Consider the following 12876-nt stretch of genomic DNA (forward strand, 5'->3'; position numbering starts at 1 on the left):
AGCTATTATTTCTCGGCGCCGGCACGTCTGAGCGCATGGATGTGTCGGGTTAGTGATCGATGAACGCGTTGCTCAAATTCGGCTGTGACCGTCCATCCCACCTTGCTCGCGATATCATCGTATGAGCGATCAGCAATGATAACACATCGAGGGGCAATTCGAATTGCTTCTGTGAGTGCACCAGTGACGAGGTCAGTGAGTCTATCTGCGGCGATCTTTGACTGACGACCATATGGTACATCAAAGATAACGGCATCAACGGTGTCGTTCAGAAGTGGGAGTTCGGTTGCATCTGATTTGAATATATTCCATGCTTGTGTCGAAAGATACTGATCAAGATTCTGTGCTGCACCAACTGCCATTTTTGATTGTGCATCAGATCCAATGACAGTCGCTCCAATTAACCCGGCCTCAATGAGTGTTCCACCTGTTCCTACCATCGGGTCAAGCACCGTTGCATCCGGGAGTGTTGGACCGGCAGCCAAGTTAACATACGCGCGAGCATCCCGTGGTGCCATGCTTCCTGGCTGGAAAAACGGACGATCTGTCGGAGCACGCGAACCAAACGCAGTGCTGACACTGTTGATTGCCCAGCCAAGAAGACAGATATCATCAGCAAAGCAAGCCCGGAGTTCATATACTGGCTCCTCAAGATCGATATCACACCCATTGCTGACAAGCACATCACCAAGTGCACGTTCAACTGAAGCAGTGCTGATATCAGCTGTTGACCGGACGTTTTGTGCTCGAACAGCAACCGTCGGTGTAGGTTGACCGCTCGTGGAAGCCATCTTAGAGCCGTTTATCGATTCGGTGGCTCTGTCATCATTATGTTCATACTCAACAGATGTCGATTGGAGTAGCTCAACGGCACTTTTTTTTGTTGCATCAGTCTGTCCGATGAGAGTGGAGACATGGTGCGTATATGCAAGTGTTTGGATGCGGTCATATCGGATCTCACGGGCTGTGGCAAGTCCAGGGGCTACGCGGGTAACCGCTGAGGCGGCTGCATACTCAGCCTCAGCAATACCGAGAGTCTCATCACTCGCTTCTCCGGCGAGTTCGAGATAGTACATACTTTCCTGTATGTATCAGACGTCATTATCGTTCTGTCCAAGACGTACAGCGATGCCATGTAACCATAATACGTTACTTTTTACTATTACAGAAAATTTTAGTAGTTTCAAAACTTGCTTTTGAGCGAAGATATTCAAATGCATATAAATAACACAACATTCACCGATGAGACAAAATCCGATACAAGCAGTGATGTTGATGAAGCAAAATCTATCCAAAGGGACGATAATAAAGTAGAACCTGAATCAGCGAATGAATACATAAGTGGTGACCGGATTAGGTGTCCAGAATGTGATGGTGACACCGTCGCAAGTGCCGATGGTTCTAAGACGATTTGCTCAGCGTGTGGACTTATTATTACTGAAGATGAAATTGACCGGGGACCCGAGTGGCGGGCATTCGATGCTAACGAACGGGATAAAAAAGCACGCGTCGGGTCGCCAACAACGACGCTGATGCATGATAAAGGATTATCGACAAATATCGGATGGCAAAATAAGGATGCACATGGACAGTCAGTTTCCGCAGAGAAACGACGCAAACTCAAGCGACTACGGACGTGGAATGAGCGGATTCGAACACAGGGTTCGAAGGATCGGAATCTGAAGCATGCCCTTGGTGAGATTGATCGAATGGCTTCAGCGTTGGGTATTCACCAGACAACACGTGAGACCGCGAGCATGATTTATCGCCAAGCGCTCAAAGCTGATCTATTACCCGGTCGGTCAATAGAAGCTGTTGCAACAGCAGTTTTGTATGCCAGCTCACGAATGGATGGGGTTGCCCGGAGTATTGATGAAGTCGCCACAGTTAGTCGGGTCCCAACGCTTGAAATAAAACGGACATATCGATATATTATACGAGAGCTAGATATACAGATTCCACCGACTAATCCAATCGAGTATATTGGTCGATTTGCATCTGCAGTTGGGTGTGACGATGAGACTAAGCGACGCGCTCGTGCGCTTATCCAACAGGCAACGAGTAAAGGTGTCCACAGTGGAAAACACCCAGTTGGAATTGCTGCAAGCGCCCTATATGCAGCAGGTCAACTTTGTGATGCCAAATTAACACAGTCTGAGATATCTAAAGCAGCTGATGTGAGTGAAGTAACGATACGAAATCGATACCGAGAGATACTCGAAGCCTCAGAGGGGGTGACCAGTCCGTGAGTGCTGCTCCAGAGAGGATCCAATGTTATGACTGTGGGGAATCATATCAGTATCTGGGTCGTCAACATCATTCAGGCGAATGCCCGACGTGTCATTCACATTGCGTCAGCCCAGCCGGAAAGGTACGAATATTAACCACTGTTGATGTATTAGCTGAAGAAACCACATCTGCAGTGGTTGTGTTAGCGGTCGATGACTCAAGTCGCCGGTATGTGTATCACTTTGGTAATATCGAGGGAGAAATCCAACTACTCGCATTGCGGATCGATGATCATGTTCTCCACTCATCAAATGTAGCTACGATGCCATCTCCTCCAGCAGCTATCTCTTCGGCTGTTGAGCAGTATTTGCCAACTGGATCAATGTTTCATTCGTCAGAAGGTTGAGGTCCAAATTAAATGATACCTGTTGACATCCCCTCAACCTGAACGGCGCCGTTTTACTTTTATATCTTTCATAAAACATCAGTTTATGAGTAGTGTCCTCATCTACCTCAAAGTCACACGCTAGAGATGAATACGTATGCAATCATAATGGCTACTAATTGAAATTTCTGCGATAAGGGATGGGTATCTCACCAATCTTTTTAGTCATTAAATACGATTTTTAAATCAGTTATGAGTGATCCGAAAGACACAATCAATGTTGAAAATGTCGTTGCCTCGACGGGGATCGGGCAAGAACTTGATCTTCAAAGTGTGGCAATGGATCTTGAGGGGGCTGATTATGATCCGGAGCAGTTTCCCGGATTAGTCTATCGAACACAACAACCGAAGTCTGCTGCGCTTATTTTTCGATCTGGAAAAATTGTCTGTACCGGTGCACAGTCAACTACTGATGTTCGCGAAAGCCTTCATATTGTATTTGATGAACTTCGTGATCTTCGGATCCCCGTCTCCGATGACCCAGATATTACTGTGCAAAATATTGTAACGTCTGCGGATCTTGGCGAAGATCTTAATCTCAATGCAATCGCTATTGGGCTTGGGTTGGAGAATATTGAATACGAACCAGAACAGTTTCCGGGACTTGTATATCGACTTGATGACCCAGCTGTCGTTGCATTATTGTTTGGATCAGGGAAGCTTGTAATCACGGGTGGTAAGCAGCCCGATGACGCGCGTGAGGCTGTTGACGTTATTCTTTCTCGATTAAACGATCTTGGTCTGTTTGGGTAGTCAAGATACTCCCTGAGTTACTTGCTGGTGGGCTGTGATATCGAATTTATTATATTCAATACTTTTTTGATAGCAGTTTGTTTCTATTTTATTACCAGTGTCACCGTTACCACGGTTCACTGCACGCGTTCTCATATCCCAGCAAAAATCGAACTCTATATATTATCTTAGTCAGTATCAATGAATCTCATATTAGTTATCTCGTTTCTATTCGAACAGACAATATTCATATCAATTATTCGCCTATATTCCCAATCAATCGCGATTATATGGGAGATGATGATAGCACCTGTTCAACTAGATGTCTGTGCAGCGTATCTAATTTCCACTCTGCAGGTAACCACTAGCCCACTCCGAATCGCCGGCACGGTCGCATCGTTTGCGCTGTTTCTCACTGTTACCGGGCATATCGCCGCACGAAACGTTCTTGGAGACGTACCGATCAGAAATGCATTCATTATTGGAGCTGTCCCGGCACTCGTTGCTATTCTGGTGACGACATTTAATCTCAATTCATTCATTGGGCTTGCGGTCGCCGTCATTCTTGACTGGGCAGTTATCCGAACGCTCTATGAGCAGTCAAGCTCGATGAGTGCATACATTACGTTCATTCATTTCGTAGTTAGTATCATCCTTGCTGCAGTTCTTTACGCTGTTTTGGCACTTATTGGAAGCTTCCCAGGTTGATCTTCTTACAGGATATTACATAAATAGTTCAAGCCAACTAGAGATTCAGCACAATTTATATTTTCCAGGGATAGAACAATAGTACACAGACGGATTGATTTTCTCCCATAGCTTGTCATTGGGCGCTCAATGGTCACGATCGTCAGCCGGGTGACGAAATTGTATATATATCAGTGTGACACGACGCCCAGAGATATCTCATTACTTCGGGATCACTCAACCAATCGTTCGATTTCAGTGACAAGGATGCCTGATGCGCCGACAGCTTTGAGTTCACTCACAATCTCAAACACATCGCGTTCATCCACCACGACATGAACCGCAACAGTATCCTCACCGGCAACATCCATGATTGTCGGCCCCCCGAGTCCAGGGATAACCTCACGAACTGCATCAAGTCGATCCTGTGGGGCATTCATCATCAGATATCGCTTTCCTTCAGCAGTGAGCACTGAATTAAATGCCGTAACCAACTGCTTGACTTTTGAATCATCAACACGTTCTGGATTTGCATAAAGTCGTACTGAGGACTCGAGCACCTCATCGATAACGCTGAGTCTATTCATGCGGAGTGTCGTTCCTGTCGAGGTGATATCGACGATAGCGTCCGCCATCTCAACATGTGGGGTCAACTCAGTCGCTCCTGTTACTTCAACAATCTCAGCGTCAATTGCGTTATTCTTCAAATACTGACGTGTTACTCGAGGGAATTCTGTAGCAACGCTGCCACCCGCAACGTCTGCAGGGCTACTCAATGTTCCGTCCTCAGGAGCAGCTAATACGAGTTGACATCGACCAAACTCAAGATCAACAAGTTCAGTAAGATTACATCCGGACTCGATGACCTGATCACGACCAGTGATACCGACCGCGGCAGCCCCATCGCGGACATACTGTGGAATGTCTGCAGCACGGGCAAAGAGCAACTGAACGTCAGGATCAACAGTATCGGCATAGAGCTTTCTTTCTGCTGCTCCCTCAAGATGGAGTCCAGCCCGTTCAAGCAAAGTGACACTGGGATCATGCAGACGACCCTTATTTGGGACGGCAATGCGCATAATTAGACGCTCACGAGCCTGAAACCTAGAACTTTCGTTCTCATTATCTGCAACTCACATCCAGGGTAGACTAAACGCGGACCGAAATGGAATCAGTCCTGAAATAAATCAGATTTGTCACATGTGATACATTGTGATAATAAGCCACTGAATCGATCGTCTCAATGCCCGGGGACTGATAGTGTGGCTGGTATAATCATCATTCATGACGACTGAAGTACTCATTATTACTGGAGGATATGTACTCCAATTGGGACAGGACCCCGACGTTATTGAGGCTGATATACGCATTAACGGTACAACTGGGAAGATTACAGATATTGGGACAGACTTGGTACCGACAGAGCGGACAGATAATAATGGCAATGACGGTGAGCAGGCAGTTCAAACACTTGATGCAGCAGGGTGTGTCGTAATGCCTGGATTAGTTAATGCACACACACATGCTGCGATGACATTACTTCGAGGGTTTGCCGACGACAAACCACTCGAAGCGTGGTTACGCGAAGACATCTGGCCGGCAGAGGCTGAAATCACGTCTGCAGATGTTCGGGCTGGGACAGAGCTTGCAATAGTCGAGATGATTCAGTCGGGAACGACAGCCTTCGCCGACATGTATTTTCATGTGTCAGAGGTCGTTGCAGCCATTGCGGGTGCTGGTCTACGTGCTCGAGTCGGTCATGGTATCGTAACCACTGGGAAAGACGATGAGGCTGCCCGTAATGATCTAAATAAGGGGCTTCAGGTGGCACGAAAATATGATGGGGCTGCTGATGGTCGAGTTCACACTGCGTTCATGCCACACTCATTGACTACAGTTGGTGAGGAGTATCTCCAGGATGCGGTCAGTGAGACACGGAATGACGATATTCCGGTTCATTATCATGCGAATGAGACCCGCTCCGAGGTGGATCCAATCGTAACGAATCATGGTCAGCGACCACTTGTATATGCTGCAACACTTGGAATGCTTTCTGCATCAGATTTCCTTGCTCACGGTGTTCATGTTGATACGGATGAAATTAGTCGACTTGCAGAGACAGGGGCATCTATCATTCACTGTCCAGCATCAAATATGAAACTCGCATCTGGAATCGCACCGATCCCAGCGTTACTTGATGCCGGAGTGACGGTTGGACTCGGAACAGACGGTGCCGCTTCAAATAACGATCTTGATATGTTTGATGAACTTCGCGATGCTGCGATGCTTGGGAAGATTGGAGCTGATGATGCTGCTGCAGTTCCAGCCGCACAAGCGATTCATATGGCAACAGCAGGTGGCGCAGATGCACTCGGACTCCCTGGCGGGCGGGTCGAAGAAGGGGCCGCTGCTGATCTTATTGCCGTTGACCTGGACTCTCCACATCTTACACCAACACATAACATCATTAGTCATCTCGCATACGCCGCCCGCGGGAGTGATGTCAAACACACCATCTGTGATGGGACTGTGTTGATGCGCAATCGCGAAGTACAGACGATTGATGTCGAGGCAGTCGTCGAGACAGCAGAAACACGGGCGGAGTCGCTTATCGAACGAATGAATTGATATCTCTATTAGCGAGGCGGGATTGTTTGATAAAAAATGATTTGACAGTAATGATACTCGAATCTGTGATGATTACTTGAGGCTCGCTGATTCCGGCTTGATACAAACACTCGAAATGCAATGAATCGCTATCAGGTCAAATACAATTGCTAAGAGACTCATTTTGTAGTAATTATATTGATAGATTACACACTGTGTTTTCTCATACTACTCATGAGTGGCGGTGAGTCTTAGCGTATCTCTGCTGATCAACGACTTACGTCTGTAGTCAGCTGAGATGCATTTTACTGAAACTTTGTGAGTTAGCGAGGTAGTTCGTGCGTCGATATTGAGCATAAAATAAAATGTCACAACTCTCAGTCGGTAGCGTTTTGACCATTCTCACCTACATATATAATATGAGCGCGTACTCCCCTCTGAGTGCACAACTTGACGCTGATACTGATATCGACGTTGAGAGTACACGAACAGAGGGACGTCGGAAAATGGAGTGGACACTTCAGCATATGCCTATTCTCCAGGAATTGCGGGAGCGATTTGCTGAGACAAAGCCACTTGATGGCGAGACGATTGGAATGGCGATGCATGTTGAAGCAAAAACGGCAAATCTTGTCGAACTGCTTGCACTAGGTGGGGCTGAGGTGGCAATTACTGGCTGCAATCCATTATCAACACATGATGATGTGAGTGCCGCGTTGGACTCGAATGAAAACGTCACCTCATATGCAAAGCGTGGTGTCGATGAAGAAGCATATTATGATGCAATTGAGGCGGTTGTTACGCATGAACCGACAATTACCATCGATGATGGGATGGATATGGTATATGCAATTCATGAAGACTATCCAGATCTCCTCGACACGATCATCGGAGGTGCAGAGGAAACAACGACTGGAGTGCATCGATTGCGAGCGATGGATGAAGATAATGAGCTCCAATATCCTGTATTTGCGGTCAATGATACCCCGATGAAACGACTGTTTGATAACGTTCACGGGACTGGCGAATCAGCACTTGCAACGATTGCAATGACGACGAATCTCTCGTATGCTGGAAAGAACGTCGTCGTTGCTGGCTATGGCTATTGTGGAAAGGGCGTTGCAGAGAAGGCTGCTGGGCAGAACGCGAATGTGATTGTGACCGAGGTTGAACCCCGTCGGGCATTGGAAGCACACATGGAGGGGTATGAAGTGATGCCAATGAATGAGGCAGCCGCCCGTGGTGATGTGTTTGTCACGACGACTGGAAATCGCGATGTAATCACACGAGCAGACTTCGAAATGATGAATGATGGTGCTATCCTAGCAAACGCCGGTCATTTTGATGTTGAGATTAATATTGAAGAGCTTTCAGAACTCGCAGTTGACACATACGAAGCTCGTGACGGTGTGCAAGCATACGAACTAACTGATGGGCGTCGTCTCAACGTTCTTGCAGAAGGGCGATTGGTCAACCTTGCAGCACCAATTGCACTTGGACACCCTGCTGAGGTGATGGACCAGTCATTTGGTATTCAAGCAGTTTGTGTTCGTGAACTTATCGAGAATGAATCAGCATACGGTCCTGGTGTCCACAATGTCCCAGATGGACTCGACCGTGAGGTTGCAGAGATTAAACTCAAAGCTGAGGGAGTCGACATTGATTCACTAACCCAAACACAATCAGAGTATCTCGACAGCTGGAGCCACGGAACATAGAGCTAATTTCGGAATTGTGGTATGATTATTGCCTTCATGTTCTGTTCTGTTCTGTTCTGTTCTGTTTTAATTTCTATATAATCGGATAAGTATCCGATGAAGTAGAATATCGCATCATGAGTGTTTACTTATACCCAAGTGCTGACAGCCGCGCTTCGACTGCACTATTCTCTCCAACAGTGTCGCCGTTATTATTGCTGCCTCTTACCGTCTCATTGGTATTTGTGACCGCTTCTCGAAGTGTGACGACGTGTTCAGCAGCAACCGCTGCAAATTGATCAATGACTCGTTGCTGTAATGCCGTTGGGTCAACACTCAAATCAATTTGTTGTGTCGGGTCCGCAGAACGATTGTATAGCTCTATTTCTTCAGTATCCACATGTTCGATGTATGTCCACGTATGATCGCGGACACTAACAAGCAATTCACCGTCTTCGATTCGTCTTGGAATAGGCTGTGTAGTGACTGTTTCCCCACGAACCGCAATAGAGACCACGGGATCGGTGGGTGAACTATCATTATCAACGGTAGTCGGGAGTAGTGATGAGCCAGTCCATGAAGACATTGAATCAACACTAAATAACGATGTAATCGTCGGAGGAATATCATCAAGTCCGACTTGATTCCTCACCCGGCGACGTTGTTGAACTGAGAGAGAGTCAGGGAGATGAATGAGCAGAGGAGTCTGAATCAGCTCATCATACAGTTTGGGATAGTGTGCGAGGTGTCCATGTTCTTGAAATTCTTCGCCGTGGTCACCAGCGATAATAAGCGCAGTCTCATCGGCGTGGTTTGCCGTTTTAAGAGTCTCACGAATTCGACCGATGCTAGCATCAACTTGTCGAACAGCCGCATGATAGAGTGTTCGAAGATCCTTGAGAGTCCGCTCACCAACTTCGCGACCAAGCCCAGTTTGGGTATGTGCAAGTAGCATACGATGAGTGCCAACGAGCCCATTAGATACCTCTCGAATATATCGTGGAGCAGGAACGTACGGTGTGTGAGTATCCATATAGTGTATCCATAAGAAGAATGGTGCATCGGTCTCAGTAATGAATGACTGTGCAGCGCGCTCGACATCGAACAGTCGAGAAGCATCAAAAAATGGGCGGTCATGTGAGCCACCGGTGACAGCGGACTGAATCCTTCGGAAAGGGGCTCCAGCGAGCTGGAGCCACGCTTCGATTGTTGGATGTGTTGCGAGATATCGGCTATAGATATTTGATCCAACCGATGCAACGAATGAATCAAATGTATTAAAACCGGCATCATAGCCCCAGTGCTCGGTGAGAAATCCATTAGCGGCATTGAACCCACCAGTAGCAATACCAGCATCAGTAAGTGTTTGTGCAAGCGTTGGAACCGCCGTGACGCCGATCTCTCCTGTATCAGCAAAGACTGGACGCGAAGCAAGAAGTGATGGAAATGAGAATGGTGTCCAGTTTCCTGTTGCAAATGCGTGCTCAAACGTAGTTCCGGTGGCGGCAATCTCATCTAATACTGGAGTTTGTTGATTATTATTATACGGACCAATCGCGTCAGCTCGTAATGAGTCAACAGTAATGAGAATGACATTTGAGACCGATGTATCCATATTCATGGCTACGTCGTTGGATTGAAGCGCCAGATCTTCCAGAGCGATAGCATCTATATCTACTATATTGAGACCGCAAAATAGAACCATCGGTCGAAATCTATGTGTGGCTATAATCTAGTTATTCTGATCATCATTACATGAGCTCTGCAGCCTATATGTATGATGAACATGACCGGATGAATACAGTACCCTCAATAGCCGTAGAAACGGTTGAGAATCTTTTTTAAACATCTGTAATGAAACTTAAGCTGACATTTTGCGTTGGTAACCCGCCGGAGCAACGACTAAGATTTCAGTATACTGTCACAAAAGGCATGTTATGTGTTTGTATTGGAAGGCGTTCATGACAAGCCTCAATGAATCAAGCAATTAGTTTTTGAGATGATCTTCTTCGATATTGATTGAGTTTTCTTCATCTTGCTGGTCAGGTTCATGTGTGCACTGGCACCCACCTACATCAATAAGTCTCTCTGGTGAACGACGCTCTCCACAGCGTTGACAGGTAATCCAAATTTCAATATCTACTTCATATGACCCACCACTGAGAATCTCATTTTTGATCCATCGCGTTAGATTCTGCTCCATAATCGCTTGAAGTCGTCCAGCGAGCTTTCGTGTATACGAGAGGCTTGATTCTGGACTGCTATGTTGCTTGCTAGATGATTGTGAGACGCCTCGATGGTCCTTACAATAATTATATACGGACTGATATGTGATGAGATCAGATTCAAGCTGCTCAACATTGACACCGTCATGTCTGAGACTCTGTCTAGCCTCAGTCCGCATTCCGGATGTCACATCATCATCATCAGCAGTCAGGAGCCGATAGATATTCGCTGCTTCGCCATCAAGTAAATTTGTTGAATTATTGACCGCAGCATCGATAATACGTCTATTGACGCGGTCAGCAAGGTCCCGAAGACTCTCTTGTTCGTATCCATTCTCTCCAAGCCATCGATCAACAACTTCATCGCCGAGATTTGAAAGATTATATCGATTCGCGACCCGTTCTATTTTGGGTCCTTTTCCCCCACGGCGCGAATAGGAAGATTCCGTACTCATTTCTTTACTGATAATATGTGCCCACTCATGTATAGACTTCGCGGCTGTTTACATTGGCTGAAATACTGCGCCACATTTTACCGTATGCGTCATCGGGCTAATCTTCTGAAAATGCTTTTTCATCATCAAACTATGTATTCGTGAGTAACAACTTCAACAAAATTCAGCAATTGTCGTTCATAATTGAAACAATATTCATGTTTCATTCGTCGTATTGCTATCTGTGTTACTCAGACTATAGTCATTGGTGTAGGCTCAGTTGCAAGAGTACATCGGATCCAAAGAAAGAGTGGTTGTTACACTAATGGTTCGTGTCTTCGGGCAGATTTAGGCGTCAATAAACTACAGTCATTCATTGGGTACCTGATTAGGACTTTTACGACGAATAAAGAAGCAGTAAACGATTTAAAATGAGTATAATAAAGTGCATATTATTAGCGGATAACTCCTAATCGAGCGAAAATAAGATGGGATCGCCCGGATTCGAACCGGGGTCACGGGCACCCAAGGCCCGGAGTATACCAGGCTAACCCACGATCCCGACAATATAATATTTAGCTAACTACGACTAAAGAATTTCGTTTATCGATTGTATTGCACATAAACTCATAGATTCACTCTGACACTGTGTAGGAGTTATCGACTATTAGCTAAAGTGAAATTTGGACGACAAAAAACAACACAATAACGCCGAGAACGTCGCAAATGTTTGTAACAGCAGGGAGGACAACATCATCCGGGTCAAGCTCCAGGCGATACGCGAGGTATGTTGTGATGATTGTAACGAACGTTGCAAGCACAGCAAGACAAACACCAGCGAGAAGTGCAATAGTGACAACGCGCCATGGCGTGAGACGTGTCATCCCAGTAAGTGCGGTGAGTCCCCAGGCGCCGACACCAACGATTGGGAAAATAGACACCGAAAGTCCAATTGTGGCAATTGCATTTCCGGTAAGTGTGTCATCTTTGATATCGAATGAAAGCGTTCCAAGATGAAAGGCAGTCGAAAGGCGAGCGGCAAGAATACTACCGATATTTCCAGCAGTCCCAATCGTCACTGGAACGAGTGTAAGAAGTGTCGGGTATCGAAGTAGTTGCGCTTCAAATCTACCAAGCACAAGTCCGCTACCAACTTCAACCAATGTCAATAATACTAATATTGGAAACATTGCACGAGTGATTGCCCGAACTGTCCATGCAGTCGGCACCTACCCGACACCTCCAGCAGCCGAGACAAGGCGGACAGCGGCAAGTAAAAATAACATACCAAAGACATCACCAATAGTTGTCACAAGTGGTCCGACCAATGCATCGGGATTATATCCACGACGGTATCCAATAATCACGGCTGTAACAACGGTGATAACGAGCACACTACCAGAAAGGAGCCCAGCAAGAAGTGCAATTGCGATCAATGTCAGCATTGACGCAACAGATGTTTTGAGTATGCTAAGTATGATGAAAACAGCAATCGCAGCGAACACTGATGTTGCGAGACCGTTCATAAGAGCCGCCGTCGCCGCCGCGGTGAGGCGAGTATCTATACCACGGAGTCGAGGCTCAATTAATCCTTGATGAAGTCCGGTTGAAATCCGAGCACCGAGTGACCCGTAGACGTTCCCTCGCGTGGCTAACAGTGCTGGAACAAGAACTAATAATCCAGGGACTGCGCGAAGTTCAGAGCGCATACCACCAAGAACGACGCCTGCAAGAAGACCACCAACAAGACTCGCGAGAAGGGCTGGAATGGCTTCGCGATATGCTTCGCGTGCGGCGTCACGAACAGTCACGTCTGTGGC

The 12876-nt window shown here is 46.6% G+C and carries 12 protein-coding genes and 1 tRNA gene; 6 read left to right on the top strand and 7 right to left on the bottom strand.

What is annotated here, in order from left to right:
• Positions 1-5: 5 nt before the first annotated feature.
• A complete protein-coding gene (locus tag J07HQW2_RS08760; protein WP_021055098.1) occupies positions 6-1076 on the bottom strand; it encodes an RNA methyltransferase in 1071 nt (356 codons plus the stop codon).
• Between the two features lie 138 nt (positions 1077-1214).
• Here J07HQW2_RS08760 and J07HQW2_RS08765 point away from each other — a divergent pair, with 138 nt between their 5' ends.
• The 4 genes from J07HQW2_RS08765 (at position 1215) to J07HQW2_RS08780 (ending at position 4114) form a co-directional block, all read left to right on the top strand.
• The gene (locus J07HQW2_RS08765) at positions 1215-2249 is read left to right on the top strand and encodes a transcription initiation factor IIB (protein WP_021055099.1); all 1035 of its coding nucleotides are present in this window, start codon (positions 1215-1217) and stop codon (positions 2247-2249) included.
• Positions 2246-2635, top strand: a complete 390-nt coding sequence (locus J07HQW2_RS08770; protein WP_021055100.1) for a hypothetical protein — start codon at positions 2246-2248, stop codon at positions 2633-2635. The genes J07HQW2_RS08765 and J07HQW2_RS08770 overlap by 4 nt, the downstream gene beginning before the upstream one ends.
• 231 nt (positions 2636-2866) lie before the next feature.
• Entirely contained in the window at positions 2867-3427 is a 561-nt protein-coding gene (locus tag J07HQW2_RS08775; protein ID WP_021055101.1) for a TATA-box-binding protein, read from the top strand.
• Between the two features lie 276 nt (positions 3428-3703).
• A complete protein-coding gene (locus J07HQW2_RS08780) occupies positions 3704-4114 on the top strand; it encodes a DUF7473 family protein (RefSeq protein ID WP_303704036.1) in 411 nt (136 codons plus the stop codon).
• Between the two features lie 212 nt (positions 4115-4326).
• Here the strand turns inward: J07HQW2_RS08780 and hisG are convergent, their stop codons facing one another.
• Positions 4327-5172, bottom strand: a complete 846-nt coding sequence (gene hisG / locus J07HQW2_RS08785; RefSeq protein ID WP_021055104.1) for an ATP phosphoribosyltransferase — start codon at positions 5170-5172, stop codon at positions 4327-4329.
• A 205-nt stretch (positions 5173-5377) separates the two neighbouring features.
• On the opposite strand from hisG, the gene J07HQW2_RS08790 reads away from it, so the two are divergent.
• A complete protein-coding gene (locus J07HQW2_RS08790) occupies positions 5378-6721 on the top strand; it encodes an amidohydrolase (RefSeq protein ID WP_021055105.1) in 1344 nt (447 codons plus the stop codon).
• Positions 6722-7119: 398 nt separating this feature from the next.
• Positions 7120-8418, top strand: a complete 1299-nt coding sequence (locus tag J07HQW2_RS08795; protein WP_048075581.1) for an adenosylhomocysteinase — start codon at positions 7120-7122, stop codon at positions 8416-8418.
• A gap of 124 nt (positions 8419-8542) precedes the next feature.
• Here J07HQW2_RS08795 and J07HQW2_RS08800 read toward each other — a convergent pair whose 3' ends face one another.
• The 5 genes from J07HQW2_RS08800 to J07HQW2_RS08820 form a co-directional block, all read right to left on the bottom strand.
• Complete coding sequence (locus J07HQW2_RS08800; RefSeq protein ID WP_048075213.1) at positions 8543-10018, bottom strand: sulfatase; 1476 nt, start codon at positions 10016-10018, stop codon at positions 8543-8545.
• Positions 10019-10384: 366 nt separating this feature from the next.
• Complete coding sequence (rdfA, locus tag J07HQW2_RS08805; RefSeq protein ID WP_021055109.1) at positions 10385-11077, bottom strand: rod-determining factor RdfA; 693 nt, start codon at positions 11075-11077, stop codon at positions 10385-10387.
• Between the two features lie 468 nt (positions 11078-11545).
• A tRNA-Pro gene (locus tag J07HQW2_RS08810) sits at positions 11546-11618 on the bottom strand.
• Positions 11619-11727: 109 nt separating this feature from the next.
• A complete protein-coding gene (locus J07HQW2_RS08815) occupies positions 11728-12285 on the bottom strand; it encodes a magnesium transporter (protein WP_021055110.1) in 558 nt (185 codons plus the stop codon).
• Entirely contained in the window at positions 12286-12867 is a 582-nt protein-coding gene (locus tag J07HQW2_RS08820; RefSeq protein WP_021055111.1) for a magnesium transporter, read from the bottom strand.
• Positions 12868-12876 lie beyond the last annotated feature (9 nt).

It is taken from the genome of Haloquadratum walsbyi J07HQW2, assembly GCF_000415985.1.
GTDB classification, from domain to species: Archaea; Halobacteriota; Halobacteria; order Halobacteriales; family Haloferacaceae; genus Haloquadratum; species Haloquadratum walsbyi_B.

Coding starts and splice junctions, on each gene's coding strand:
- J07HQW2_RS08760 (WP_021055098.1), bottom strand. CDS start 1,076: ATGTACTATCTCGAACTCGCCGGAGAAGCGAGTGATGAGACTCTCGGT.
- J07HQW2_RS08765 (WP_021055099.1), top strand. CDS start 1,215: ATGCATATAAATAACACAACATTCACCGATGAGACAAAATCCGATACA.
- J07HQW2_RS08775 (WP_021055101.1), top strand. CDS start 2,867: ATGAGTGATCCGAAAGACACAATCAATGTTGAAAATGTCGTTGCCTCG.
- J07HQW2_RS08780 (WP_303704036.1), top strand. CDS start 3,704: ATGATGATAGCACCTGTTCAACTAGATGTCTGTGCAGCGTATCTAATT.
- hisG (WP_021055104.1), bottom strand. CDS start 5,172: ATGCGCATTGCCGTCCCAAATAAGGGTCGTCTGCATGATCCCAGTGTC.
- J07HQW2_RS08790 (WP_021055105.1), top strand. CDS start 5,378: ATGACGACTGAAGTACTCATTATTACTGGAGGATATGTACTCCAATTG.
- J07HQW2_RS08795 (WP_048075581.1), top strand. CDS start 7,120: ATGAGCGCGTACTCCCCTCTGAGTGCACAACTTGACGCTGATACTGAT.
- J07HQW2_RS08800 (WP_048075213.1), bottom strand. CDS start 10,018: ATGAATATGGATACATCGGTCTCAAATGTCATTCTCATTACTGTTGAC.
- rdfA (WP_021055109.1), bottom strand. CDS start 11,077: ATGAGTACGGAATCTTCCTATTCGCGCCGTGGGGGAAAAGGACCCAAA.